At 66.2% G+C, this 24727-nt stretch carries 23 protein-coding genes; 12 read left to right on the top strand and 11 right to left on the bottom strand.

Annotated elements, in window-relative coordinates; all coding sequences use genetic code 11:
• Positions 1–8 precede the first annotated feature (8 nt).
• Positions 9–1328, bottom strand: coding sequence for a homoserine dehydrogenase (locus ACT17R_RS08020; RefSeq protein ID WP_062901420.1), 1320 nt, complete (start codon positions 1326–1328; stop codon positions 9–11).
• A gap of 111 nt (positions 1329–1439) precedes the next feature.
• A complete protein-coding gene (locus ACT17R_RS08015; RefSeq protein ID WP_186401471.1) occupies positions 1440–2324 on the bottom strand; it encodes a hypothetical protein in 885 nt (294 codons plus the stop codon).
• A gap of 267 nt (positions 2325–2591) precedes the next feature.
• Between ACT17R_RS08015 and ACT17R_RS08010 the strand changes: the two genes are divergently transcribed.
• The 5 genes from ACT17R_RS08010 to ACT17R_RS07990 all read left to right on the top strand — a co-directional run bounded on the left by ACT17R_RS08010 (position 2592) and on the right by ACT17R_RS07990 (position 5949).
• Entirely contained in the window at positions 2592–3248 is a 657-nt protein-coding gene (locus ACT17R_RS08010) for an energy transducer TonB (RefSeq protein ID WP_062901422.1), read from the top strand.
• A 126-nt stretch (positions 3249–3374) separates the two neighbouring features.
• Positions 3375–4130, top strand: coding sequence for a MotA/TolQ/ExbB proton channel family protein (locus ACT17R_RS08005; protein ID WP_051066368.1), 756 nt, complete (start codon positions 3375–3377; stop codon positions 4128–4130).
• A 119-nt stretch (positions 4131–4249) separates the two neighbouring features.
• Positions 4250–4741, top strand: coding sequence for an ExbD/TolR family protein (locus ACT17R_RS08000; RefSeq protein ID WP_062901423.1), 492 nt, complete (start codon positions 4250–4252; stop codon positions 4739–4741).
• A 32-nt stretch (positions 4742–4773) separates the two neighbouring features.
• Positions 4774–5199, top strand: a complete 426-nt coding sequence (locus ACT17R_RS07995) for an ExbD/TolR family protein (protein WP_062901424.1) — start codon at positions 4774–4776, stop codon at positions 5197–5199.
• Between the two features lie 186 nt (positions 5200–5385).
• Complete coding sequence (locus ACT17R_RS07990) at positions 5386–5949, top strand: superoxide dismutase family protein (RefSeq protein ID WP_062903070.1); 564 nt, start codon at positions 5386–5388, stop codon at positions 5947–5949.
• A 31-nt stretch (positions 5950–5980) separates the two neighbouring features.
• On the opposite strand, the gene ACT17R_RS07985 is transcribed toward ACT17R_RS07990, so the two are convergent.
• On the bottom strand, positions 5981–7585 hold the full coding sequence (locus tag ACT17R_RS07985) for a spinster family MFS transporter (protein WP_217372898.1): 1605 nt from the start codon (positions 7583–7585) through the stop codon (positions 5981–5983).
• Between the two features lie 105 nt (positions 7586–7690).
• Here ACT17R_RS07985 and ACT17R_RS07980 point away from each other — a divergent pair, with 105 nt between their 5' ends.
• Positions 7691–8179 carry a low molecular weight protein-tyrosine-phosphatase gene (locus tag ACT17R_RS07980; RefSeq protein WP_186401473.1) on the top strand — a complete coding sequence of 163 codons (489 nt, stop codon included), beginning with the start codon at positions 7691–7693 and terminating at the stop codon, positions 8177–8179.
• Here ACT17R_RS07980 and thpR read toward each other — a convergent pair.
• Positions 8086–8703, bottom strand: a complete 618-nt coding sequence (gene thpR / locus ACT17R_RS07975; RefSeq protein WP_186401474.1) for an RNA 2',3'-cyclic phosphodiesterase — start codon at positions 8701–8703, stop codon at positions 8086–8088. The two genes, ACT17R_RS07980 and thpR, sit on opposite strands and share 94 nt — an antisense overlap.
• A gap of 140 nt (positions 8704–8843) precedes the next feature.
• On the opposite strand from thpR, the gene ACT17R_RS07970 reads away from it, so the two are divergent.
• Positions 8844–9572, top strand: coding sequence for a Bax inhibitor-1/YccA family protein (locus ACT17R_RS07970; RefSeq protein WP_003042056.1), 729 nt, complete (start codon positions 8844–8846; stop codon positions 9570–9572).
• A gap of 84 nt (positions 9573–9656) precedes the next feature.
• Here the strand turns inward: ACT17R_RS07970 and msrB are convergent, their stop codons facing one another.
• The 4 genes from msrB to ACT17R_RS07950 form a co-directional block, all read right to left on the bottom strand.
• A complete protein-coding gene (gene msrB / locus ACT17R_RS07965; protein WP_186401475.1) occupies positions 9657–10145 on the bottom strand; it encodes a peptide-methionine (R)-S-oxide reductase MsrB in 489 nt (162 codons plus the stop codon).
• A 58-nt stretch (positions 10146–10203) separates the two neighbouring features.
• A complete protein-coding gene (locus tag ACT17R_RS07960) occupies positions 10204–11460 on the bottom strand; it encodes a cytochrome P450 (RefSeq protein WP_003042048.1) in 1257 nt (418 codons plus the stop codon).
• Between the two features lie 122 nt (positions 11461–11582).
• On the bottom strand, positions 11583–12830 hold the full coding sequence (locus ACT17R_RS07955; protein WP_062901427.1) for an ABC transporter permease: 1248 nt from the start codon (positions 12828–12830) through the stop codon (positions 11583–11585).
• The gene (locus tag ACT17R_RS07950) at positions 12827–13816 is read right to left on the bottom strand and encodes an ABC transporter ATP-binding protein (RefSeq protein WP_062901428.1); all 990 of its coding nucleotides are present in this window, start codon (positions 13814–13816) and stop codon (positions 12827–12829) included. Before ACT17R_RS07950 ends, ACT17R_RS07955 begins: the two co-directional genes overlap by 4 nt.
• Positions 13817–13873: 57 nt before the next feature.
• On the opposite strand from ACT17R_RS07950, the gene queG reads away from it, so the two are divergent.
• The gene (gene queG / locus ACT17R_RS07945; RefSeq protein ID WP_062901429.1) at positions 13874–14926 is read left to right on the top strand and encodes a tRNA epoxyqueuosine(34) reductase QueG; all 1053 of its coding nucleotides are present in this window, start codon (positions 13874–13876) and stop codon (positions 14924–14926) included.
• Between the two features lie 53 nt (positions 14927–14979).
• Here queG and ACT17R_RS07940 read toward each other — a convergent pair whose 3' ends face one another.
• Positions 14980–15585 (bottom strand): Yip1 family protein, encoded by a 606-nt coding sequence (locus ACT17R_RS07940; protein WP_062901430.1) that lies wholly within the window; start codon positions 15583–15585, stop codon positions 14980–14982.
• 124 nt (positions 15586–15709) lie between these two features.
• Positions 15710–16729 carry a DUF2804 domain-containing protein gene (locus tag ACT17R_RS07935; protein WP_062901431.1) on the bottom strand — a complete coding sequence of 340 codons (1020 nt, stop codon included), beginning with the start codon at positions 16727–16729 and terminating at the stop codon, positions 15710–15712.
• 103 nt (positions 16730–16832) lie between these two features.
• On the opposite strand from ACT17R_RS07935, the gene ACT17R_RS07930 reads away from it, so the two are divergent.
• The 4 genes from ACT17R_RS07930 (at position 16833) to ACT17R_RS07915 (ending at position 24468) form a co-directional block, all read left to right on the top strand.
• On the top strand, positions 16833–17213 hold the full coding sequence (locus ACT17R_RS07930) for an OsmC family protein (RefSeq protein WP_062901432.1): 381 nt from the start codon (positions 16833–16835) through the stop codon (positions 17211–17213).
• Positions 17214–17309: 96 nt separating this feature from the next.
• Positions 17310–18710: a hypothetical protein gene (locus ACT17R_RS07925; protein WP_062903073.1), complete on the top strand. Its 1401-nt coding sequence runs from the start codon at positions 17310–17312 to the stop codon at positions 18708–18710.
• A 165-nt stretch (positions 18711–18875) separates the two neighbouring features.
• Entirely contained in the window at positions 18876–23573 is a 4698-nt protein-coding gene (locus ACT17R_RS07920; RefSeq protein WP_444809242.1) for an NAD-glutamate dehydrogenase, read from the top strand.
• A gap of 43 nt (positions 23574–23616) precedes the next feature.
• The gene (locus ACT17R_RS07915; protein WP_186401478.1) at positions 23617–24468 is read left to right on the top strand and encodes an ATP-grasp domain-containing protein; all 852 of its coding nucleotides are present in this window, start codon (positions 23617–23619) and stop codon (positions 24466–24468) included.
• Here ACT17R_RS07915 and ACT17R_RS07910 read toward each other — a convergent pair.
• Positions 24453–24701, bottom strand: coding sequence for a ribbon-helix-helix domain-containing protein (locus ACT17R_RS07910; RefSeq protein ID WP_062901435.1), 249 nt, complete (start codon positions 24699–24701; stop codon positions 24453–24455). The two genes, ACT17R_RS07915 and ACT17R_RS07910, sit on opposite strands and share 16 nt — an antisense overlap.
• Between the last annotated feature and the right edge of the window lie 26 nt (positions 24702–24727).

Raw genomic sequence — 24727 nt, 5'->3', positions numbered from 1 at the left:
AAGCGGGGTCAGAGCGCCAGGATCGGCATATGCATTGGCGTACCGATGACATGATCCGATGCTGCAAGCGCCGCGAGCGCCGCGGCGACGGCGCGGCCCGGACCTTCGTGCGTGACGAGCGCGATCAGCACGCCGCCCTCGGCATCGTCGCCGCGCTGGATGAAGCTTTCGATCGAAACGCCGGCGTCGCGCATAGCGGTCGCGATCTCGGCAAGGACGCCGATCCGGTCCTCGACGATCAGGCGGACATAATGTTTGCCGACGCGCGCGCCCGCATCGGCGGCGGGGGCGGCATCAAGCGCATCGACCGGCATCGCGAAGGCGGGGCCATATTCGTCGCGCGCGATGTCGATGATGTCGGCGACGATCGCCGATGCCGTCGGCCCCGCGCCCGCGCCCGCGCCTTCGAAAAAGAGTCGGCCGACGAAATTGCCCTCGGCGACGACGGCATTGAGCGCGCCGGGGACATAGGCGAGCGGATGGTCGGCGGGGACGAGGCACGGCTGGACATGTTGATAGAGACCGCCTTCGTCGCGTTCGGCCATACCGATCAGGCGGACGCGGTGGCCGAGCGCGGCGGCCTCGCGAATGTCGGCGGCGATCAGGCCGCGGATGCCCTCGGCGGTCACCGTGTCGATGTCGAGCCGGGTGCCGAAGCAGAGCGCGGCGAGGATCGACAATTTGTGTGCGGCGTCGATCCCGTCGACGTCGAAGGTCGGGTCGGCCTCGGCATAGCCTTCGGCCTGGGCCGCGGCGAGGGCGTCGGCGAAGCTCGCGCCCTCGCGCTCCATCAGCGTCAGGATATAATTGCAGGTGCCGTTTAGGATGCCATAGACGCGGGCGATCTGGTTCGCCGAGGCGCCTTCGCGGATCGCCTTGATGACCGGGATGCCGCCCGCGACGGCGGCTTCATATTTGAGCGGCGTGTCCTGCGCCTCGGCGATCTGCGCGAGATCGAGCCCATGATGCGCGATCATCGCCTTGTTCGCGGTGACGAGCGCCTTGCCCGCGCCCAGCGCCTGGCGGGCGAGCGTCAGCGCAGGGCCGTCGGCGCCGCCGACCATCTCGACCACGACGTCGACATCGTCGGATTCGACCAGCGCCGCCATATCGTCTTCCCAGCGATAGGGCGACAGATCGACGCCGCGATCCTTCTGGCGGTCGCGCGCGGAGACGGCGACGATCTCGACCGCGCGGCCGGCGCGGCGTGCGATCAGGGCGCGATTCGCCTCGAGCAACCGGACGACACCGCCGCCGACGACGCCGATACCGGCGAGCGCGACACGCAGCGGCGGGCGCGGGGTGGCGGGGGCGGGCTGAGGCGACATGCAGGCACTCCTTGGCAGGGCGGGCCGGAGCCCGCATTCGCCTGCGCCCCTATCGGCTTTTCGCCCGGAAACAAGGCCCCGCGTTGCCGCAGGCCCGGCAGTTTGGCCGGGTCAGAGGCCTGGCGGCGGTGTGCGGGTGCGCGTGCATTGACCGAGCGCGCCAAGGACGACGGCATAATCGGCGGCCGCTTTCTTGCGGTCTTCGGGAGCGGTGCCGCCGAGTTTGCTGAGCGGCAGGCTTCGCGGCAAGCCGCAGGCCAGGCGATACCAGCCGAGCGTGTTCTGGCGCGGAATCGGCGCGCTTTCGTCGACGATCTCGCCGAAGGCGGCCGACCAGCGGCGCGACCCGTCGGCGGCGGTCAGGACGGTGATCGACACCGGCTCGCCGGTCTTGGTGTCGAGGAACAGCTGCGTCTCGCCCTCGCCGGGCAGTGTGCCGGGGACGTGGAAACCGTTGGCGATTCCGGTAATCGCGGGCGGGGCGCCGGGCTTGACCAGCTCGGTCAGGATCGCGCGCAGCTGCGATTCGGTCGCAGCGTCCCAAGGCAATTGGGCGTCGGGCGCGATCAGCTGGACGCTGCCGGTGCTGCTGCTCCCCGCTGCCGCGCCCGCGACCGGGCGGGCAAAAAGCAGCACGGGCTGCTTCTTTTTGAGCTTCTGCGGCTTGCCTTTTGCGTCGAGCGGAAGGTCGACAAGATAGCTGATCCGCGCCGCCAACGGCCCCGATCCGCGAATCAGGCTGACCACATCGGCCTCGACATAGAATCGCGCAAAGCCCGCCGCGAGCCCCGGTGCGCGTTCGGCCTTAAGCAGCGCCGTGCTGTAGACACGCGCTTCGATCACCATCGGGGCAACTGTCGCCAGATCGGCGAGATCGGCATAGCTCCAGGGGCTTTCGGTACCCGCGGCGGGTGTCGGAGTTTGGGCGTAAGCATTTGAAAAACAATTAGTAAACAAAGCAATGCCGGCCACGGCAGCCAGGGCGAGGGCGCGCATATTCAATCCACCTTCTGTTCTATCCTGCCTCGAAAGGCGGCCAATTGCCCATCATGGACAAGTGCACATTAACCGCTGATAAAGGGTTTGCGAACTTCTCGCCACCGCGATAGGACGAGCGGTGAAGCGTCCGGCACAAACAGAACAAGCCGGTTGCTAAGCCATCGGGTCTGCGGAGCGCATCGGAAAATATCCGGGCAATTGGCAACCGAACCCGATGGTGCGGATTTGGTGTCAGGATGATCTAGCAAGGAGCGTCGTCCCTGAATGGCTTATGGTGATAATGTCGACCCTAAAAACAGGGTAGTGGCAATTGTCTTGGTGGGCTTGCTGACGGCAGTGCTGGGCTACGGCCTGGTGAACGGCCTGAATATCAGCATCGTCAAGAAAATTGCCGAAAAATTGGACGTGGTGGACGTCGAAGAGCCGCCGCCGCCGGAGGAGCCGCCGCCGCCGCCGCCGCCGGATAACAAGCTGCCGCCGCCGCCGCCGGTCGTGACGCCTCCGTCGCCGATCCCGCCGCCGAGCACCGCGAACCAGATCCAGTCGGTTCCGACGCCGCCGCCGGCGCCGCCGCCGCAGGTCTATACGCCGCCCGCGCCGCCGGCTCCGCCGCCGACCCCCGACATGTCGAAGGGAGCGTCGCCGAAGGGGTCTCCGGGCCGCTGGGTGACGAACGACGACTATCCGCCGAGCGCGCAGCGTCAGGAACGCGAAGGGACGACGGGTTTCCGTCTGACCATTGGCACTGACGGCAAGCCCACCGGCTGTTCGGTCACTTCGTCCAGCGGTCACTCCGACCTCGACGATGCAGCGTGCAAGCTGCTGATGCGCCGCGCGAAATTCGCTCCGGCCGTCGATCGGAACGGCAATCCCACGACGGGTAGCTGGTCGAGCCGCTTTACCTGGAAGATCGACCGCTAAGCGCCGTTTTTCCTGAATTTTCCGGCAGCAATGCCGACCCCCGGTTTAGATTTTTTGAGAGGGAATATCGAAATGTTCAATCTGATTGCGAACGCCGCTGCTGCGGCTGGTGCCCATGATGTCGGGATGAGCCTCATGCCCGCGTCGATGTGCGTCAAGAAAGAGGGCGAGAACCCCTATGGTCTCGTCCCGGCGCTGTGCGAAGGCGGTATCGTGTCGCAGATCACCTTCCTCGTCCTGCTGATCATGTTCATCGGCACGCTGTACATCCTGTTCACCAAGCTGTTCGAACAGAATAAGGTGATTAACCAGGGCAAGGCAGTCGACGCGAACTTCTGGCGTGCGCCGACCCTCGCTGAAGGTATGAACAAGCTCGAAAAGAACAGCGCCTATCGTCAGGTCGTCGAAGACGGTCTGCGCGCCAACGAAGAGCATAACAAGCTGACCGACCCGGTCGAAGCGCATGACTGGATGCACGGCACGCTCGAGCGTTCGCAGAACCACATCAACTCGAAGCTCAACGGCGGCCTCGCCTTCCTCGCGACCGTCGGTTCGACCGCGCCGTTCGTCGGTCTGTTCGGTACGGTTATCGGTATTCTTCGCGCCCTCGTGAAGATCGGTGCATCGGGCCAGGCCTCGATCGACACCGTCGCCGGCCCGGTCGGTGAAGCGCTCATCATGACCGCCATCGGTCTGATCGTCGCGGTTCCCGCGGTTCTCGCCTTCAACTGGCTCCAGAGCCGCAACAAGGCGATTGCTCGCCGTCTGTCGACCTTCTCGAACGACGTGCTCGGCTCGATCATGTCGGGCGGCCAGGTGAAGCCGGCGGTTGCCGCTGCGCCCGCCAAGGCTGCTCCCGCCGCTGCGCCGAAGAAGGCCTAAGACTCTCGCGCCCCGTCGGCCGCTCAGGCGATCGGCGGGGCCGCTGGACAGCGACAGGCGCGCTTCGGCAGGCTTTTCGCAGGTCCATGACAGTAATTTTGTGACAGGATGCTAATCCTATGGCGATGAGTGCAGGCGCAAAGGGCGAAGATGCCCCGATGTCCGACATCAACACGACGCCGCTCGTGGATATCATGCTTGTGCTTCTCATCATCTTCCTCATCACGGTTCCCGTGGTGTTGGAGACGGTGGAGCTCAAGCTGCCCGACGTCGCTTTTGAGCCGACGACGACGAAGCCCGAGAATGTGAACATCTCGGTTCGAGCGGGCGCAACCCCCGGTAGCTGCGAAGTATATTGGGGCCAGTCTCCGGTCGATTCGCGCGAATTGCTCAAGCGCGGTCAAGACAAGCTTGAAAAGCTTCTCAACGATATCGGCGGGCCCCAGAATATCACCGAAGAGAACTTCCCCGAAGTGCATATCCGCGGCGACATCAATACGCCGTACCAGTGCATCGGCGGTGTGATCTACACGATGCAATATGCCGGTTTCCAGAAGATCGGGTTCATTTCGGAACCTGCCCCTGGTTCGGCTACGCTGGGCCGCCTCTAAGGCGGTCCGCGAAGGAATGAAGGAATAGTCTCATGGCTATGGCTGTTGGGGATCGGGACGATAATGAACCGATGATGGAAATGAACACGACGCCGCTGATCGACGTCATGCTCGTTTTGCTCATCATGTTCATCATCACCATTCCGGTCCAAACCCACGCGGTGAAGATCGACCTGCCGGTTCCGACCGATTCGAAGAACAATGTCGACCCGGAAAAGAACAAGATCATGATCGACCCCGCGGGGACGGTCACGTGGAACGGCGTTCCGGTCGATCTGGCGCAGCTTTCGGATTATCTCGAGCAGACGAAGGCGCTGCCGGTTGAACCCGAACTGCAGATCCAGCCGGACCCCTACGCCCGCTATATCGTGGTCGATCGCGTCATGGCGGTCGTAAAGCGTAGCGGCGTCGGCAAGCTCGGCTTCGTCGGTAACGAACAATATGGGCGCGTTTTCTGATCGCTAGATCAGCGATGCGCCATTGAAGGGCCGCGGAGCGATCCGCGGCCCTTTTGCTTTGCCCGGCGTGAAAGCGCTTGGCGCGGCAGCTTCGACGGGGCATCCTGCGGGCCTGGGAACGAACGCCGCGCTGCGGCGTAGGATTTTCGCAAGCGCCGCACCGCGCCAATGATGGGGAGCCAATCCATGAAGCCTGCCGCCACTTTTCGCCCGACGATGACCGCCGCGCTGTGCGTAGCCTCGCTGCTCGCCCTTGGCGGCTGCGCCAGCGGATCAAAGGGGCCGACGACGACGATGCCCCCATCCGACGCCCATGCCCAGCTTTACGACGCCTCGGGCGCCGACCGTGGGCGCGTCGATATCTACAAGGACGGAACGGGCCTGCGCATCGAACTGGTCGCGCGCGGCTTTGCACCTGGCACATATGGCATGCATCTGCACGCCGTCGGCCAATGCACCCCGCCCGATTTCACCAGCGCCGGCCCGCACTGGAACCCGACCCATGCCCAGCATGGACGCGACAACCCGATGGGCGCCCATCACGGCGATCTGCCCAACCTCGTCGTCGAATCGGGAACGATCGGCCGAGCGACGCTGCAGGTCGTCGGCTCGCGCCTGACCGGCGAGGGCGGGCTGCTCGATGCCGACGGCGCGGCGTTCGTCATCCACGCCGGTCCGGATGATTACAAGACGGATCCGAGCGGTAACAGCGGCGGCCGCGTGGCCTGCGGCGTGATCACGGCCGGATAAGCAGCGGCATATCGGCGTTGCGCGGGCGCGGTCAGGCGGCCGCGTTCGCCGCGCGCTCGGCAATCGTCGCTTCGGCCTGCGGCACCGTGCGATAAGCATAGATCAGCAGCGCCAGCGCGATCGGCGCGACGCCGATCAGCGACAATATGCCGGTCCGCAGGTCACCCACGGGCTTGCCATCGACTATCGTGCCGGCGAGGTCCGAAATCTGCCCGACCATGTAGGGACCAAACGACAGGCCGACGAGTGTCGTGCCGAGGAAGAAGGCGGCAGTCGCCGTCCCGCGCATGCGCGGCAATACCAGATCCTGCGTGGTTGCGGCGGCCGCGCCCAGCGCTGCGGCACCGAACATGCCGGCAAGGAAGTTCATCGCATAGAAGATGAAGCTGCTTTCGGTCGTGTAGCCGATCCAGATCGGGATGATCGGCGCGACAACGCCGAATATGATCGTCAGAATGCGGCCCGCCGGATTGCGCGCGCGCAGCGCGTCGGCGATGCGGCCCCCCAGAATTACCCCGACGAACCCTGCAAGCGCACCATTGGCGCCGAGAATGAATGCCAGTTCCTGCTTGGGCAGCTTCAGCACAAGCTCGGCATAGGGCGGTGACCAGAAGGCGAGAGCATAGGCGGCAAGGCTCACCAGCCCGTAACCCAGCGTCGTGCAGATGAAGGCTGGCGTGCCCCAGATCAGACGGAAGGTCGCAGGATCGCGCGCGCGCAGCGTCGAGGCCCATGAAAAGACGGCGTAATAGCCAAGCCCGACCGCCGACCATTGCGGGAAATTGCCCGTCAGGCGAATCATCCACCACGCAAAGGCGGCGATCGCGGCGGCGAAGCCGATGTTTACCGCCAGTGCGGTCGGGCCGCGCTGTGCGGCGCCGAAAAGGGTGAAGGGCGGAACGATCGTTGACAGGTCGCGAAAGAATTCGCGGAAAGGATGGGGCGAACTGTGGCTCGCGACTCCGTCCATCGCGCCGCGCGCGGGTTCGCGCAGCGTTGCGACCCACAGCGCGACGAGCAGGCCGGGAATGCCGACGGCCAGAAATGCGCCGTGCCAGCCGACCAGCCCCATCGGCCCGCCGTTCGGCCAGGTGCGGTTCCACGCCTCGACGATCGAGGCGCCGATGAACAGCGACACGCCGCCGCCAAGGTAAAGCCCCGACGAATAGATGGCGAGCGCGGTCGCCTTCTGCCGCTTGGGGAAATAGTCGGAGATCAGCGAATAGGCGGTCGGGCTGGCGGTCGCTTCGCCGACGCCGACGCCCATGCGGGCAAAGGTCAGCGTTACCTGATTGCGTGCGAACCCCGACAGGGCGGTCATCGTCGACCAAAGTGCGAGGCCGATCGACAGCAGCTTCACGCGGTTCCAATTGTCGGCGAGGCGTCCGAGTGGGATGCCGAACAGCGCATAGAAGACCGCGAAGGCGGCACCGCCGAGGAAGCCCATGTCGGCGTCGGTCAGGCCGAGGTCGGCCTTGATGTCGACCGCAAGGATGCTGACGATCTGGCGGTCGATGAAGTTGAGGATATAGACGACGACGAGGACGCCGAGGACATACCAGCTGTATCCCGTCGCGCGCGGTTCGGTCTCCGCACTTTCGAAGCCTGTCCCCGGATCGTTGCTCGTCTCAGCCATCTGGCACCGCGCTCCCTCAGTCATTATCGTTGGCCGCCATGGCTAGCAGAGCCGCCGGGCAGCGCAAGTTGAAAACCGGTTCAACTTTGTGAAGAAGGACATGACATGACCGACGACTGGGGCGATGCGCCAGCCATCCTTTTTCTCTGCCTTGGCAATATCTGTCGCTCGCCGCTGGCGGAGGGCGCGGCGCGCGCCGCCTTTGCCGACGCCGGAATCGCGATGCGGCTCGATTCTGCGGGGACTGGCGACTGGCATCTCGGTCACCCGCCCGACGCCCGCGCGCAGGCGGAGGCGCGGCGGCATGACGTCGATATCGGCGATCTGCGCGCGCGCCAGCTCGTGCGCGGCGACTTTCACCGCTTCGATCTGATCCTGGCTGCCGACGCCGACAATCTGCGGACCGCGCGTGCGCTCGCCCCGGGGGACGCGACGGCGCGGCTGATGCTGATGCTCGATCTCGTACCCGGACGGGCGGGCGAGAGCGTGACCGATCCCTATTATGGCGCCGACGATGGCTTTGCCGAAACCTGGGCCGATGTCAGCGCGGTTGCCGCCGCGCTGGTTGCCGCGACCGGGTCGTCGAGCGGATAGCGCGCGATCGGATGATAGCGCGACCCGCCATGGCCAAGCTCGCTCTCATAAAGGGTGACATGACCGAAGACGAAGTCGGGCGTCGCCAGATCGCCGTTCAGGGCAAGAAAGGGTGCGACGGGCCCCGATCCGCGATTGAGCCGCGCCAGCGTGACATGCGGCAGAAAGGCGCGCGTCTCCTTCTCGATCCCGCTGCGCGTCAGCAATTGGTCGACCTTGCGGTGCAGCGCCGCGACCGGTTCGGCGGGCTCAACCCCTGCCCACACCATGTGCGGCCGCCCATGACGCTCGAACAGGCTGACCCCCGCGATGCGTGCGGCGATGGCGGGGGCGTGCAACGCGCCGAGCGCCGCGGCGACATCCTCGGCCCGGTGGTGATCGACTTCACCGATGAAGCGCAAGGTCAGGTGAAGCTGATCGTCATCCTGCCAGCGTGCGCCCGAAATGCCATGCATTGCTGCGATCAGCCGGGCGCGAATCGGCCGCGGCGGGCGCAGGGCGACGAACAGGCGGTGCGTGGACATGGTGCGCCCCGTCATAGGGCTTTTGCACCGCGCGCGACAGCGCCGAAGGCGCCCGGACCGGTTTCGCTTGAAACGGAGGGCGAAAATACTGATATTGGGAGTACGGCCGGTATGGGCTGGCCGGTGATGGAGATTTGAAAATGGCTAATTGGAACGACCCCAATATGGCGGCGTCCGGCTTTCCTGGCAGCGCGAGCGCGATGGATCAGGCCGTCGATGCCGGCCTGCGGTCGTACATGCTGTCGGTCTATAACTATATGGGCTCGGGCGTGCTGCTTACCGGCATCGTCGCGATGCTCGCCTATTCGACGGGTTTCACCCTGTCGCTGATCGGCAGCCCGCTGATGTGGGTTGTCATGCTCGCACCGCTCGCTTTCGTGATGGTGCTCAGCTTCGGGATCAACAAGCTGTCGACCGGCGCGGCGCAGGCGCTGTTCTGGGGCTATGCGGCGATCATGGGTCTGTCGATGTCGACGATCTTCCTCGCCTTCACCCAGACCTCGATCGCGACGACCTTCTTCGCGACCGCAGCGGCTTTTCTCGGTCTCAGCCTCTATGGCTACACGACCAAGAAGGATCTGTCGGGTTTCGGCACTTTCCTGATCATGGGCGTCGTCGGCATCCTCGTTGCGATGTTGATCAACCTCTTCGTGCAGTCGACCGCGCTCAACCTCGCGATCAGCGTGATTGGCGTGCTGCTGTTCGCCGGCCTCACCGCCTATGACACGCAGAAGATCAAGAGCATGTATTTCTATGTCCGCGGTACCGACTTCGTCGGCAAGTCGGTGGTGATGGGCGCGCTGACGCTCTACCTCGACTTCGTGAACATGTTCACCTTCCTGCTCAACCTGATGGGCAGCCGCGACTAAGCGGCGGCGCATCGGAACGGCAAAGGCCCGGCGGAGCGATCCGCCGGGCCTTTTCGTTTGGAGCGTGCACCAATCGGCGCGTGGTCAGGCGGGAATGAAGCGGAGCGCGGCGCCGTTCATGCAATAGCGCTTGCCGGTCGGCTTCGGCCCGTCGTCGAAGACATGACCCAGGTGGCCGCCGCAGCGCCGGCAATGCACCTCGGTCCGCGGATAGCCGAGCTCATGATCGACCGACGTTGCGATCGCGCCCGGCAGCGGCGCCCAGAAACTCGGCCAGCCGGTGCCGCTGTCATATTTGGTCTTGCTCGAATACAGCGGCAGCGCGCAGCCCGCGCAGGCAAAGGTGCCGGCGCGATGCTCCTTGTTGAGCGGGCTGGTGTAGGGGCGCTCGGTCGCGGCCTCCCGCAGCACCGCATATTGCGTCGCGGAGAGGCGCTTTTTCCACTCGGCATCGGTGAGGCGCCAGCCCGGCTGTGCCAGCGGGCGCTTGCCGGGCTTGGCGAAGAGCATCGGCGCGGCAATCATCGCGCCGCCCAAGGCGAGACCGGAAAGCAGATAACGACGTTCGATCATGGCAGGCTCCTCTGCCTTCTAGATACGATGCCGGTCTGCTCCCGGTTTCAACGCCGCGTCAATATTTCTCGAGCACCACGGGCAGGTGGCGATAGCCGTGGACGAAGCAGGCGTTCACCCGGTCGGGTTCCCCGACCACATTCACGCGCAGCCGCCGCCGCTGCATTTCGGAGATCAGCGCGGTAAGCTGAAGCTCAGCGACGCGTGCGCCGACGCAGCGGTGGATGCCGTAACCGAAGGCGAGGTGGCGCCGCGCATTTTCGCGGTCGACGATGATCCGGTCGCCGTCGGGGAAGATGCTCTCGTCACGGTTCGCCGACGCGTACCACAGCGCGATCTTGTCGCGCTTCTTGATCTGGTGCCCGAACAATTCGGTGTCTTCGGTCGCGGTGCGGCGCATGTGGGCCAGCGGGGTCTGCCAGCGGATGATCTCGTGCATCGCGTTGACCGCGAGTTCGGGATCGTGATTTGCCTCCAGCTTCGCGCGCTCCTCGGGGAAAAGATGGAGGCCGTAGGCGTAGGCCGACATCGAATTGCGCGTCGTGTCATTGCCTCCGACGATCAGCAGGATGAGGTTGCCCATGAATTCTTCATGGCTCATGTGGCTCATCGCATCCGACTGGAGCATGATCGAAATCAGGTCGTGCGTACCGGGATTCTGCGCCTTGCGGTCCCACAATTCCTTGAACGCGGCGCCCATTTCGAATGCGATCGCGAGACGGGCCTGGCGTTCTTCGAGGGTATTGAAACTTTCGATGTCGCCGAGCGCGTCGGACCAGGCAGTCAGCTTGTGGCGTTCTTCAAAGGGAAAGTCGAACAGGATGGCGAGCATCTGCGTCGTCAGTTCGATCGACAGTTTTTCGACCCAGTCGAATGTTTCGCCGATCGGCAGCGAATCGAGCACTTCGCTTGTCCGGCGCAGCGTGTCGGCGCGCATCCGTTCGATTTCGGAGGGGCCGAAGGCCGGGGCGACGGTGCGGCGCTGCGCCGTGTGCTGCGGCGGGTCCATCGCGATGAACATCGGCATCGGGATTTCGCCCTCCTGCAGATGTTCGATGCCGTCGCCTGCGACGGTGATGCCGCCATATTCCCACGAGGAGGAGAATATCTTGGGCAGCGCCTCGATATGCTGGATCGGCTTGTAGGTCGTCACCGACCAATAGGGACCGAATTTCGAATCGTCGCAATAATAGATCGGCGATTCGGCGCGCAGCTGCGCCATCGGCTGCTGCCAGCGATCCTCGCGCCACATGTCGGCGCGGCTGACGTCGAGCGGATTGACGGTTTCGGGTTCGACGCGAATCTGGGTGGCCATTGGGGGCAGCTCCTCTCAAGGCCGTCGGGCGCGGCCGATTGGGTTGCAGAATGCCACTATTTACAGTTTTGTCAATGAGGCTTTGGGGCGATCACCCTAGAAATGGCAACGGTCGCCCGAGGTCACGCGCGTTGCCGCCGTTTCCAGAATTTCCAGCCCGCCTTGCCGCTCAGCACCCCGGCGCGGAACATCCGGACCGAGAGGAAGATGACGAGCGCGACCCAGAGCAGCTGCCAGCCGAGCGCAAGCAGATGGACCGCCTTCGCATCGTCGGTCGCGGCGCGCGCCGCCATCGCGAAGGGCGACGAAAAGGGAAAGATTTCGGCGAAGCGCGCGAGCGGGCTGCCCGGCGCGCTCGCGGCGGCCGAAGAGAGGCTGAACATGCCGACCTGAAAGATGGTGATCGGCAGGCTGAGCATCTGGATTTCGCGCACCGTTCCTGCCTGCGCGCCGACACCGAGGAACACCGCGCCGAGCAGCAGGAAAGCCATGATGAAATAGACGAAGCAGATGCCGACGAAAAAGCCCCAGCCGGTAGCCGGCACCGCGAGCATCGCCGCGACCGGCTTGCCCGCGCCTGCCGCCGAGAGCGTGGCCGGGTCGATCTGGGTTGCCGCGATCAACCCGCCTCCTGCCGCAATCGCAAGCCAGAAGGCGATAAACAGCACCGCGACGCCGAGCATGCCGAGCAACTTGCCGAGAAAGACGCTTTCGAGCGGCACCGCGGCGGCGAGGATTTCGATGACCTTGTTGCCCTTTTCCTCTGCCAGCGAACTGACGGTCTGCCCCGCGAGCAGCAGCGTCATCAGGAAGATCGCAAAGACCGCGCCGAAGCCCATCGACTGCTGCACGGCGATGCTCGTCCCGCCGCTGCGGATCGATTCGAAATGCGGTGCGACCGGCGGCACCGCGCCGGCGGCGCGGTCGCGCAACACCTCTTCCGCGAGCAGCGCGAGATAGCGGCCCGAGCGGCTACCCTCCTCGCGTTCGACGATGCGCGGCGCGGCGAGCGGGCCGACCATCACCGCATAGGTGTCGGCGCCCTTTTCCTGCGCGATGACCAGCGGATCATCGCCCTTCGGCGAGGCGATCCGCACGTCGAGCGTCGCGGGACCGCGGCCGCCCAGCGCGTCGCGCAAGCGTGTGTCGGCGCTGCGCAGCGCCGCGACATCGCCGGCGTCGGCGACAACGACGATCCGCCCTGCGCCGCGCGCGCTGTCGGCGAGCTGCGATGCACCGAGGCCGCCGACCAGGCTCATGCCGAGCATGAACAGCGGTGCGAGCAGGAAGAGGAGAAAGGTCGGCGTCGCCACGATCGCAAGAAAGTCGCGGCGCGCGACGACAGCCATATTTTTCAGAAAGGGAGTCATGCGCTTGCCTCCGCAGCGGCTTCTTCGGCGGCGTCGGCGGCGAAGCCCGCGTCGACCTGGCGCACGATATGGACGAAGGCATCGTGCAAGCCGGGGCGGGCGATCGACAGGCCGGCGACGCCATGCCCGCTGGCGGTGATCCGCGCGAGCAGCGGTTCAACCCCCGCGTCGTCGATCGCAAAATGCCAAGCGTCGCCGCGCCGCTGCGCATCGGCGGGCAGCAGCGCCGCGATCACGCCATCGTCGGCGCCGGTGCGCGGTGCGTAGCGCACCTGCATCGGCAGCAGCGCGCGCGCCTCGTCGACCGTGCCCTCGAAGCGGCGCTGCGACCGCGCGATGATCGCGAGCCGGTCGCATAGTCGCTCGGCATGCGCCATCACATGGGTGGAGAAAAGGATCGTCGCGCCGCGATCGCGTTCGCGCCGCACGAGCGTTTCAAGCCGCTCCTGATTGACCGGGTCGAGTCCCGAAAAGGGTTCGTCGAGCACGATCAGGTCGGGAGCATGGACGATCGAGCCGATGAGCTGAACCATCTGGGCCATGCCCTTCGACATCTTGCGGATCTTTTCGTCGATGACGCGTTCGAGCCCGAGTTCGGCCATGAAGGTCGCGGCGCGGCGGCGACCTTCGCCCCAGTCGAGCCCGCGCAGCGCCCCCATGAAGGCGATCGCCTCGCGCGCCTTCATACCGGGATAGAGGCCGCGTTCTTCGGGCAGATAGCCGATGCGGTGGCGCACCGATTGCGGCTTGTGGCTGCCAAAGAGGCGGCTCGTCCCCTCGTCGGGATCGATGATGCCCAGCGTCATGCGCAGGCTGGTGGTCTTGCCGGCGCCATTGGGACCGAGAACGCCATAGATGCTGCCGACCGGTACCTCGAGGTCGACATGGTCGACTGCCTTGAATTCGTCGAAATATTTGGTGAGGCCGCGCGCCTCCACGCAATAATCGGTCAAACGCTGGTCCCCGCTCGCTGAATCGGCCTGCATATCATCACTGTATCATCGCTCTATGGCACGGCCCGCCGCCTGTCGTATAGGGGCGCAATGCTTTCCAATGCCTTGCCCCCGATCGAAGAGCGGCTCGCGGCCACCGCGCGCGCGCATGGCTTCGCGGCGTTCGGCATCGCGCGCGCCGACGCGGCGCCGCAAACCGCGGCGCGGCTGGCGCAATGGCTCGCCGACGGATGCCACGGCGACATGATCTGGATGGAAAGCCGCGCCGAACAGCGCGGATCGCCGCAAGGGCTGTGGCCCGAGGTGCGGTCGGTGATCGCGCTCGGCATGAGCTATGCCCCCGGCACCGATCCGCTGGCGCTCGCTGGGGCATCCGACCGCGGCCGCATCTCGGTCTATGCGCAGGGAGCCGACTATCATGACGTCGTCAAAAAGGCGCTGAAGCATGTCGCGCGCTGGCTCGTCGCCGAGGCGCCGGGCGCCGAGGTGAAGGTCTTTGTCGACACCGCGCCGGTGATGGAAAAGCCGCTCGCCGCCGCTGCCGGGCTCGGCTGGCAGGGCAAGCACAGCAATATGGTCAGCCGCGAGCATGGCAGCTGGCTGTTTCTGGGCGCGATCTACACCACGCTCGATCTCGTGCCTTCGGTTCCCGGACGCGACCGGTGCGGCAGTTGCACCGCCTGTCAGCAGGCATGCCCGACCGCGGCCTTTCCCGCGCCCTATCGCGTCGATGCCCGCCGCTGCATCTCCTATCTGACGATCGAGCATGATGGACCGATCCCGACCGAATTCCGGCGCGCAATCGGCAACCGCGTTTATGGCTGCGACGATTGTCTGGCGGTGTGTCCGTGGAACAAGTTTGCCGACACCGCGGCGCGGCACCAGGCGTTTCTGCCGCGCGGCGAACTGGCGGCGCCCGCGCTCGCCGATCTGCTCGCGCTCGACGATACGGGGTTCCGGCAGGTCTTTTCAGGCTCGCCGATCAAGCGGATCGGGCGGGGCCGCATGGTACGCAACGCCGCGATTGCGGCGGGCAACAGCGGCGATCGCAGTTTGCGGCCGCGCCTGGTGGCGCTGGCAAGCGACACATCGCCGATGGTCGCCGACGCCGCGCGATGGGCGCTCGAGCAACTGGCGGACTGACGGCGGGAGACGGCGATCGCACCGCCCCCGCCCTCGCCGGTCCGCCTTCTTGCCTAGAACCCCCGCATGAAGGTCGCGGTGATCGGGGCAGTAATCGCGCCGATGACGAGTGCGACGACGATCGCCGCGACGACGATCAGGATCGTGTAGGTCATCGCCTTTTCCTGCGGCGCGCGCATCAGGCGGGGCAGGCCGAGGTAAAGGAGATAGAGGCCGTAGAGGCCGAGCAGCGACAGCCAGGAAAGTGCGGGCAGGATCGCGAAGATGCCCGCGACCCAGCTCGCGGTGCCCGAATAGGCCGCGACCTTGAACGCCTGGACGCGGTTCTGTGTCGCACCGAAGCTGGGGGCGAGCGCGTCGATGATGAGCGCGAGGATGAAGACCCCGATCAAGGTCGTTGCATATTGCACGACGGCCGAGGCGACGGCCGAGCCGACCGAGGGGCGATAGGTGAAGCCCATTACCGAAAAGCCGAAGGCGAGCATGCCGATCAGCCCCGCCACAGCGGGAATCGCCGCCAGCGGGATGATATAGCGGCGATAAAGGCCGCCGATCGTTTCGGCTTCGCCGTCGATCACTTCCCACTCGCGCGCGGGCTGGAGCAAGATATTCTTCACGCGATCGACGATCGAGCGCGGCTGCTGGTCATTCCCTGTCATAGTCGGTCTCCACCCAATGGCTGAACCGCGACCCCGGATGTCTCCCCCGATGGACCGCGATAGTCTCGCATTCGGGGATAGGGCGCAAGGGTGTGGATTGCTGTGCGCAGGCGCACAGCACCGACTACCAGCGGTTGCGCACTTCTTCGGCAAAGCCCGTGAGCCCGGCAATGTCGAGCGCGCTGCCGTCGTCGAGGATGATGCGCCCTGAAAAGCGGCCGAAAACCTGATCCTGCACCGTCCTGAACAGGCCGAGGTTGGTGCTGTGGTGGCGATTGACGATCGGGTCCATCGTCATTTCGAACCGTCCGTCGTTGCTCGTGAAGCGCCACGGCCCTGTGTCGGGTCCGCCCGCCGGCATATGAAAGGCGATGCGGTCGAGCTTGTGCGCGGTGCCGTCGACGAAGACCATATTCTCCGATGCCGCCGCCGTCTCGCCGAAGCCGTAACCGATGTTGAAGCCGATGCGGCGTCCGTCCCTCATTCCCGAGGCCGACCCCCAATACCAGACATTGTCGTAGGTCCAGACGCCGCGCCCCCAGTCGAGCACGCCAGAGGCGCGGTCGGGGCTGAAGCTATGGAGGGTGTTCCCCACCCGAATCTCGCCCTCGGCGGCGAGGCAATTGATTTTCTGATTATAATAGAAGGCCCTTGGCGCCCCCGAGAAAGGCGTGGCGATCACAATGCGGTCCATCGGCGGCTGCGCGAGCCATAATTCGCCCGCGAGACCCTGTCCGCCGCCGAAATTCGGGGCCTCGACCGTCAGCCGCCGGCCGCCCGGTTCATGCCGGAAGCGCAGCAGCATGCCGCCGCGGCGCTGTTCGATATCGCCCGCATCGGCGCTTTCGGGCAGCCGCATGCGGCCCATCGGCCAAGGGATCACCGCACCGTCGTTGATCGCGGTTCGAGCCGCCAGATCCATCCACGACACGCCGAGGAAGCCCAGATAGCCATTGTCAGCGACGGTCAGCGCGATCCCGAAGGCGTCGGTGAGGATGCAATAATAGTCCCACTCCTTGATCCGCAGCTTGCCCGCCGCGATCCGCGCACGGTCGTAGCGGCGCACCTCGGCGGTCGCCCAGCCGCGTTCGGCGAGCTGCCCGCGCGCGTCGAGCAGCGGTCCTGCTCCCATTCTTGTCTGCATCCTCGCCTCCCCTGCGGGGCCGTCTATGCCAGCTGCGCACGGTGGCTGGCAACGAGCGGTGCATCTGATAGGCTGCGCGCGACGCAGGATGCAGGAGGATGGCATGGCGCAAGGCAGCGCGCGAATCGGCAAGGACCGCTATCGCACCGAGATCGATGTCGGCGGCCATGCGCTGATCGCCGACGAGCCGCCCGCGCTCGGCGGCGGCGCGGTGGGCCCGGCGCCCTATGATCTGCTGCTCGCGAGCCTGGGCGCGTGCACCGCGATCACGCTGCGTATGTATGCCGACCGCAAGGGCTGGCCGCTCGAATCGGTCGAGGTCGGCCTGCGCCTGTCGGGGCGCGAGGAGAAGCGGATCGACCGCACGCTGGCGATCGTCGGGCTCGACGACGAACAGCGCGCGCGCATGGCCGACATTGCCGAGCGCACGCCGGTCACGCTGACGCTGAAGGCCGGGCTGCCGATCGCCACCACGCTCGCCTGACGGCGCGGCGCGCGGTGCCTGCGGAGCGCATCGTTTACGCCACTTTTACCACTGTCGGTGCATGACATCCCCGATGTTTGCGACTGGGGACAAATGATGGACAGCATGCGCGGACTGCTTTCGGGCAGCCACGATCAGGACGATGGCGCGATCGATGCGCCGCCGGCTGTCGGTGTCGACGAACGGCGGATGCAGGTGCGCGCCTATAATCATTGGGCATCGCTGCTTGCCGACCGCGCCTATCCGTCGGTCGAGGATCTCGACCTCGACGGCGCCGACTTCGGGCCCAATGCGGTGCTGCTCGATTTTACCGCGGGTATCGAAAATCCGGGCATCTCCTATCTCGGCGACCGGCTGCGTGAAGAATCGCAGATCGACGAGGATGTCCATTATATCAGCCAGATTCCGGGGCGGTCGCTGCTGTCGCGGCTGACCGACCATTATCTCCAGATCATCGCCAACCGCGCGCCGATCGGCTTCGAGGCCGAGTTCGTCAACGATCGCGGCATGACAATCATGTACCGCGGCATCCTGCTGCCCTTTTCGTCCGACGACGACACCATCGATTTTATCATGGGCGTCATCAACTGGAAGGAAGCGGTTGCCGCAGAGCAGGCTGAAGAGCTGCAACTGTCGGTCGAGCAGGCGCTGCGCAGCGCTGCGCCGCTGACCGCACCCGTGCCAGTGTGGGCCGACGGCCCCGATTCGGAGCAGATCGACGACGAAGCGGCGCCGGGCTTCGCCGCGCTCGGCGACGCCCTGCCCGAAGCGGTTGCCTTTGGCGATGTGATGCTGCTGACTGAGCGCTTCGACGATCCTGTAGTACCGGCTGCCAAGGGTGATGATGCCGCCAACGAGACTGTCGAAGATGGCGCGGCCGGACCGGGTGAAGATGCCGAGCTGGCCGACTGGCTGGCGCTGGCGCGCGAGACCGCAGAACGCGCGATGGCGGCCGACAGCCGCAGCCGCAGCGCGCTCTATCAGGCGGTTGGCAAGGCGTGGGATTTCGCGCTCGCCGCCGAAGCGAAGCCCGACGCCTTCGCCGAATTGCTCGAGGATGCGGGGCTGCAGGCGCAGGAGCGTGCGCCAATGACGCCAGTCGTCAAGCTGGTGTTCGGCGCCTCCTACGACAAGACGCGCCTCGCCGAATATGCCTGCGTGCTCGGCCATGCGAAGGACGCGGGGCTGGAGCGCGGGTCGCTTCCCGCCTATCTCGACCGCTATCCGGGCGGGCTCAAGGGTCTGGTCAAGGATACGCGCGCGCGCCGCAAGCCCGCGGGCGATGCAGCGGCGAAGGTTGACGAGCAACTGGCGGCGCTGCGCACCGCGCACCCGGCGCTGATCCTGGAGCATGATGCGGGCGATGCCGAATTCGTGGTGCTGATTGCGCGCGCGATGCCCGGCGGACACATCGGCATCGTCGCCAAGGCGGCCGACGATCCGGCGCTGGTTGCGAAGCTGGCGAAGAAGGCAATCGCGATCACCCCGGCCGATTGACCCGAGTAGCGTAACAGACAATCCAAAAGTTGAAATAATTTTGCGCGGCATGCGCGGGGGGTCTTGAGCCTTTCGCGGCGCGGGCGCATAGGGAGCCGTAGCGCAAGGCGCCGCCGTCCCCCCGGCGGATGCTCGCTTCAACTTGGTCCGGGATGCTGCAACCCTATGCCTGAAAAATCGACTGAAGACACCGCAGCCGGCACGTCGCCGGCGGCGCAAGTTCCTGCGAAATTCGCCAAGGCCTATCAGGCCGCCTTGCAGGGCAGCGCGCTGCCCGGCGAGAGCGACGACCTCGATGCCAAGGCGCTGGCTGAAGCGGGCGAATTCGCCGCCCGCGCGTCGCTCGACCGGGCGCCGGGCCAACCGTCGTTCCTGCTTGAGCCGGTGGCGGCTGACGGCACTGACCGCCGGATGCGCCTGGTCGTCGTCAACGACGACATGCCCTTCCTCGTCGATTCGACCTCGCAGATCGCGGGCGCGCAGGGTCTTGCCGTGCACCGCATCCTCCACCCGGTGGTTTCGGTCGAGCGCGACGCGAAAAATCATCTGACCGCGGTCGACGCCGGCAAGGACGGTGCGCGCGAGTCGGTCATCTATATGGAGCTCGAACGCGGCGACGCCCGCGCCCGGCGCCGTCTGCTCGATGCGCTCGAAGCCTCGCTCGCCGATGTGCGCGCTGCGGTCGCCGACTGGAAGGCGATGCGCGCCGCGATGCTCGCCGATTCGACGATGCGCGCCGACGGCGATGGCGCCGAGCTGCTGCGCTGGTTCGAAAGCGGCGCGATGACGCAGCTCGGCCATGAATGGCGCACGCGCGACGGCAAGCGCCACGACCCGCTGGGCATCTGTGCCGCGGGGACGAGCGAAATCCTGTCCGAAACCGCACTCGAAGCGGCCTTTGCCTGGTTTGAAAAGGGCCGCACGGCGCCGCTCCTCATCAAGTCGAACCGCCTGTCGTCGGTGCATCGCCGCGTGCTGCTCGATCTGGTCGTCGTTCCCGAGATGAAGGGCAAGACGGTCGAGCGCCTGTCGATCCATGCGGGTCTTTGGACCAGCGCCGCGCTGTCGACGCCGCCCGCCAAGGTGCCCGTGCTGCGCGCGCAGCTCGAGGCGCTTATGGCCAAATTCGGCTTCGACCCCGGCGGCCACGCGGGCAAGGCGCTCGCGCACGCTTTGACCGCGCTGCCCCACGACTTGCTGATCGCGTTCGACGCCGAATCGCTCGAAGAGTTGGTGCTCACCTCGATGTCGATTACCGATCGCCCGCGCCCGAAGTTGGTGATGATACGCAGTCCGCTCGGCCGCCATCTCTTCACCTTTGTCTGGTTGCCGCGCGACGAGGTGTCGACGGGTCGCCGGCTGGCGATCGAGTCGCTGCTGGTGCGCGAGGCCAAGGCGGGGGTCATAGGCTGGACGATGGCGCTCGAAGATGGCGGCGCTGCCTTGCTGCGCTACACGCTCGACCTGCGCGGCGGCGGCATCGTGCCCGATACCGAAGCGCTGAACGCTCAGCTCGAACAGATGGTGCGCGGCTGGCAGCCCGAAGTCGAAGGCGCGCTGGCGCGCCGCGGCGATCCGGGCCGCGCGGCGGCGCTTGCGGCGCGCTTCGCCCCGCTGTTCCCCGCCAATTACCGCAATCTCTATAATCCCGAAGAGGCGGCGCGCGACATCCTGCGTCTGCGCGACCTCGATGCCGACCGCCCGCGCAATGTGCGGCTGGCGAAAAAGAGCCTCGACGGCGACGACCGGCTGCGGCTGAAGGTCTATAGTGCGGCCGGACCGCTCGCGCTGTCGGACGTGGTTCCGGCGCTCGAGCATTTCGGGTTCGAGGTGCTCGAGGAAATCCCGACCGAATTGCACGTCCATGGCGGCGGTGAGGGCGATGCCGAGGCAACCTTCATCCACGATTTTTCGCTGCGCTTGCCCGCCAATGTCGACGAAACCGCCCTGATGCCGCATGTGGAGACGATCGAGGGCGCGATTGCCGCGGTGCTCGATGGCAAGGCCGAAAACGACGCGTTCAACCAGCTCGTGCTGGTGACGCAGACCGATCCACAGGCGATCGTGTGGCTGCGCGCCTGGTTCCGCTACATGCGCCAGGGCGGATCGAGCTATGGCATGGATACGGTGGTGGCGGCGCTGCGCGGCGCCCCGGCGCTGACCGCCGCGCTCGTCGATCGCTTCCGTGCGCTCCATGACCCCCAGGCAAAGGATGCGGCGCGCGCCGAAGAGCTCGCCGCCGAAATCCAGACCGGCTTTGCAGCGATCCAGTCGATCGACGACGACCGAATCCTGCGCCTGTTCCATGCGGTGATCGGCGCGACGCTGCGCACCAACGCCTTTGCGCCCGCCGCGGCCGAGGCGCTGGCGTTCAAGATCGATTCGAGCCTGGTTCCGGGGCTGCCCAAGCCGCTGCCGTGGCGCGAGGTGTGGGTGTACAGCCCGCGCGTCGAGGGCATCCATCTGCGCGCCGGCCCGGTCGCGCGCGGTGGCCTGCGTTGGTCCGACCGGCGCGACGACTTCCGTACCGAAATTCTGGGGCTGATGAAGGCGCAGCGCGTCAAGAACGCCGTCATCGTCCCGACCGGCGCGAAAGGCGGCTTCTATCCCAAGCAGTTGCCGAGCCCGGCCGAGGATCGCGACGCCTGGTTCGCCGAAGGCACCGAATGCTATCGCATCTTCATCCGGTCACTGCTGTCGATCACCGACAATATCGTCGGCGGCAAGGTGGTGCACCCCAAGGGCGTCGTGATCCGCGATGGCGAAGACCCCTATTTCGTCGTCGCCGCCGACAAGGGTACCGCGACCTTCTCCGACGTCGCCAACGGACTTGCGATGGAGCGTGACTTCTGGCTCGGCGATGCGTTCGCGAGCGGCGGGTCGAAAGGCTATGACCACAAGGCGATGGGCATCACCGCCAAGGGCGCGTGGGTTTCGGTCCAGCGTCACTTCGCCGAAATGGGCATCGACGTGCAGACCGACACGATCCGTGTCGTCGGTTGCGGCGACATGTCGGGCGATGTGTTCGGCAACGGCATGCTGCTCTCGAAGGCGATCAAGCTGTGCGCGGCCTTCGACCATCGTCACATTTTCCTCGATCCCGATCCTGATCCGGCCAAGAGCTGGAAAGAACGCGACCGCATGTTCAAACTGCCCCGGTCGAGCTGGGACGATTATGACAAGAAGCTGATCTCGAAGGGCGGCGGCGTTTTCGCGCGCAGCCAGAAGAGCATCCCGCTGACCCCCGAGGTGCAGGCGCTGCTGGGTCTTTCGGTTGCTGAAATCGACCCCGCCGGACTGATCTCCGCCATTCTGCGCGCGCCCGCCGATCTGCTGTGGTTCGGCGGCATCGGCACCTATGTGAAGGCGGCGGGCCAGAATAATGCCGAGGTCGGCGATCCCGCCAACGACGCGCTGCGCGTCGATGCCGAGGATCTGCGCGTCCGCGCGGTGGGTGAGGGCGCCAATCTGGGCGTCACGCAGGCCGCGCGTATCGCCTTTGCGGCGAAGGGCGGGCGTATCAACACCGACTTCATCGACAACAGCGCCGGCGTCGACTGTTCGGATAATGAGGTCAACATCAAGATCGCGCTCAACCGCGAGATGGCCGAAGGCCGGCTGAGCCAGGATGATCGCGACGCGCTGCTCGTCCGCATGACCGACGATGTCGCGGCGCTGGTGCTCGAGGACAACCGACTGCAGGCGCTCGCGCTGTCGATCGCCGAAAAGGGTGGCGCTGCCGCGGTGCCGTCGCTGGTGCGGATCATGGAGACGTTCGAAGCATCGGGCCGGCTCGACCGCAAGGTCGAAGGGCTGGCGGCGAACGACGAGCTGCTGCGCCGCTCGGCCGAAGGGAGCGGGCTGACGCGGCCCGAACTCGCCGTGCTGCTATCGACTGCGAAGCTGGCGCTGCAAGACGCGATCGAAGCGAGCGCCTTGCCCGACGATCCCGCGCTGGCGAGCGACCTTGCTGCGGCCTTCCCTGCCGAGATGCAGCGCGATTTCGCGGGGGCGATCGCCGATCACCAGCTGCGCCGCGAGATCATTGCGACCAAGCTTGCGAACCGCATCGTCAACCGCATGGGCATCGTCCACCCGCTCGAACTGGTCGAAGAAGAGGGCTGCTCGCTGGGTGAGGTCGCGGCGGCGTTCGTCGCCGTCGAACGCTTGCTCGACATGAAGGGGCTGTGGGCGTCGCTCGACAGCGCGGGGATAAACGAATCCATCCGCTTGTCGCTGTTCAGCCAGGCCGCCTCGGCGATGGCATCGCAGATGGCCGACCTGCTGCGCGTCAGCCCCGGCCTGGCGCAGCCGGGCGCGCTCGTTGCGCGGCTCGAACCCGGCGTCGATCGCCTGACCGCGACAGTCGACACGCTGCTCAGCGCGTCGGTGCGGCGTCAGTGGGACGCGCTGGCGCAGCAGCTGCTCGACGCCGGCGCGCCCGAGGCGCTGACCGCGGCGGTCGTCCGCCTGTTCAAGACCGACGGCGCGATCGGAATCGTCGACCTTGCCGAACGGCGCGGCGACGATGAGGTCGGGGTGACGCGGGCCTTCACCCATCTGGGCGACGCGCTCGGGCTCGACTGGGCGCAGACGCTGGCGGCGCACATGAGTCCTGCCGACCCGTGGGAACGCCTGCTCGTCAACAGCCTGGCGCGCGATTTCCAGCAGATGCGGCTGAGCTTCCTCGCGGGGTTGCCCAAGGGCGATCTCGATGCCGGGGTCAGCAAATGGCTGGAAGCGAACGGACCGCGCGTCGCGCAATTCCGCACGACGGTCGACCGCGCGCGCACCATCCCCAATCCCAATGGCGCGATGCTGTCGCACATTGCGGGGCAGGCGCGCGGGCTGCTCGGCCGGTAACAGGTCTGACCCTCCCCTTAGGGGGAGGGCTTCAGGAGGCTCTATGCCGTTCCAACCGCGCGTCGCGATCCTCGTCCCGGCACCCGATTATGAGGAAAATTGGCGGCCCGCCTTCGCGCGCAAGGCGGCGGCGCTGGCGGCGGCCGGGTTGGCGGTCGAGCAGCGCGTCTGGACCGATCCCGGCGACCTGACCAGGTTCGACCTGATCCTGCCGCTGTTCGCCTGGGGTTACCAGCGCGACGTTGCCGTCTGGTATGCGCTGCTCGACCGGCTCGCGGGATTGCCCGTCGTCAATCCGGTGCCGGTGCTGCGCTGGAACAGCGACAAGGCCTATCTTGCCGAGCTTGGCGCGAAGGGCGTTGCGGTGGTGCCGACGGTCGAGGTCGCGGCGCTGGACGACGTATCGCTGGCGCAGGCGCGCGCGGCGCTCGGCGTGGAAGAGGTGGTAGTGAAGCCCGCGATTTCGGGCGGTGCCGACGGGACGCACCGTATCGCGCCCGGCGCCCCGATCCCCGCCGATGGGCTGGGACGCCGCCGCCTTGTTCAGCCGCTGATGCCCGGCATCCTCGCCGACGGGGAGTATTCGCTCTTCTTTTTCGGCGGCGCCTTCAGCCATGCCATCGTCAAGCGCCCCGCGTCGGGCGATTTCCGCGTCCAGGAACAGTTCGGCGGGCGCGAGACGGGATGGGAAGCGAGCGAGGCGGCGCGCCTGCTCGCCGCCGCGGCGCTTGCCGCCGCGCCCGCGCCGCCCGTCTATGCGCGCGTCGACATGGTCGGCGATGCGGCGGGCGTGCTGCACATCATGGAACTCGAGCTGATCGAGCCATCGCTGTTCCTGCATCATGCCGGCGACAAGGGCGCGGCCTTCGGGCAGGCGGTTTACGCCGCCGTCTGATCGCCAAGGAGTGCATGCCACAGCCATTGGCGGATTGCCGAGGTCAGGTTCGGCGGATCGGGGGCCTCCATCCGTTCGACGTCGATCCGCGCGACGAGCGCATTGACCGGCAGGCCGCGCTGCACCGCCGAGACTTCCAGCGCGTCCCAGAAGACGGGCTCGAGGCTGATCGACGTCGGGTGCCCTGCAATCGTAACCGAGCGTTTGACGGGGGGGTGATAGGAGGCGGTCATCGCGCTGGTTTACAACCGGCGCGGCA

Origin of the sequence: Sphingopyxis sp. Q841 (genome assembly GCF_052384365.1) — a bacterium.
GTDB classification, from domain to species: Bacteria; Pseudomonadota; Alphaproteobacteria; order Sphingomonadales; family Sphingomonadaceae; genus Sphingopyxis; species Sphingopyxis terrae_A.
This window is presented reverse-complemented; position numbering and strand designations above follow the sequence as displayed.

Bases quoted from the DNA above. Each gene is read 5' to 3' on its own strand.
- ACT17R_RS08020 (WP_062901420.1), bottom strand. From the start codon at position 1,328: ATGTCGCCTCAGCCCGCCCCCGCCACCCCGCGCCCGCCGCTGCGTGTC.
- ACT17R_RS08015 (WP_186401471.1), bottom strand. From the start codon at position 2,324: ATGCGCGCCCTCGCCCTGGCTGCCGTGGCCGGCATTGCTTTGTTTACT.
- ACT17R_RS08010 (WP_062901422.1), top strand. From the start codon at position 2,592: ATGGCTTATGGTGATAATGTCGACCCTAAAAACAGGGTAGTGGCAATT.
- ACT17R_RS08005 (WP_051066368.1), top strand. From the start codon at position 3,375: ATGAGCCTCATGCCCGCGTCGATGTGCGTCAAGAAAGAGGGCGAGAAC.
- ACT17R_RS08000 (WP_062901423.1), top strand. From the start codon at position 4,250: ATGGCGATGAGTGCAGGCGCAAAGGGCGAAGATGCCCCGATGTCCGAC.
- ACT17R_RS07995 (WP_062901424.1), top strand. From the start codon at position 4,774: ATGGCTATGGCTGTTGGGGATCGGGACGATAATGAACCGATGATGGAA.
- ACT17R_RS07990 (WP_062903070.1), top strand. From the start codon at position 5,386: ATGAAGCCTGCCGCCACTTTTCGCCCGACGATGACCGCCGCGCTGTGC.
- ACT17R_RS07985 (WP_217372898.1), bottom strand. From the start codon at position 7,585: ATGGCTGAGACGAGCAACGATCCGGGGACAGGCTTCGAAAGTGCGGAG.
- ACT17R_RS07980 (WP_186401473.1), top strand. From the start codon at position 7,691: ATGACCGACGACTGGGGCGATGCGCCAGCCATCCTTTTTCTCTGCCTT.
- thpR (WP_186401474.1), bottom strand. From the start codon at position 8,703: ATGTCCACGCACCGCCTGTTCGTCGCCCTGCGCCCGCCGCGGCCGATT.
- ACT17R_RS07970 (WP_003042056.1), top strand. From the start codon at position 8,844: ATGGCTAATTGGAACGACCCCAATATGGCGGCGTCCGGCTTTCCTGGC.
- msrB (WP_186401475.1), bottom strand. From the start codon at position 10,145: ATGATCGAACGTCGTTATCTGCTTTCCGGTCTCGCCTTGGGCGGCGCG.
- ACT17R_RS07960 (WP_003042048.1), bottom strand. From the start codon at position 11,460: ATGGCCACCCAGATTCGCGTCGAACCCGAAACCGTCAATCCGCTCGAC.
- ACT17R_RS07955 (WP_062901427.1), bottom strand. From the start codon at position 12,830: ATGACTCCCTTTCTGAAAAATATGGCTGTCGTCGCGCGCCGCGACTTT.
- ACT17R_RS07950 (WP_062901428.1), bottom strand. From the start codon at position 13,816: ATGCAGGCCGATTCAGCGAGCGGGGACCAGCGTTTGACCGATTATTGC.
- queG (WP_062901429.1), top strand. From the start codon at position 13,874: ATGCTTTCCAATGCCTTGCCCCCGATCGAAGAGCGGCTCGCGGCCACC.
- ACT17R_RS07940 (WP_062901430.1), bottom strand. From the start codon at position 15,585: ATGACAGGGAATGACCAGCAGCCGCGCTCGATCGTCGATCGCGTGAAG.
- ACT17R_RS07935 (WP_062901431.1), bottom strand. From the start codon at position 16,729: ATGCAGACAAGAATGGGAGCAGGACCGCTGCTCGACGCGCGCGGGCAG.
- ACT17R_RS07930 (WP_062901432.1), top strand. From the start codon at position 16,833: ATGGCGCAAGGCAGCGCGCGAATCGGCAAGGACCGCTATCGCACCGAG.
- ACT17R_RS07925 (WP_062903073.1), top strand. From the start codon at position 17,310: ATGGACAGCATGCGCGGACTGCTTTCGGGCAGCCACGATCAGGACGAT.
- ACT17R_RS07920 (WP_444809242.1), top strand. From the start codon at position 18,876: ATGCCTGAAAAATCGACTGAAGACACCGCAGCCGGCACGTCGCCGGCG.
- ACT17R_RS07915 (WP_186401478.1), top strand. From the start codon at position 23,617: ATGCCGTTCCAACCGCGCGTCGCGATCCTCGTCCCGGCACCCGATTAT.
- ACT17R_RS07910 (WP_062901435.1), bottom strand. From the start codon at position 24,701: ATGACCGCCTCCTATCACCCCCCCGTCAAACGCTCGGTTACGATTGCA.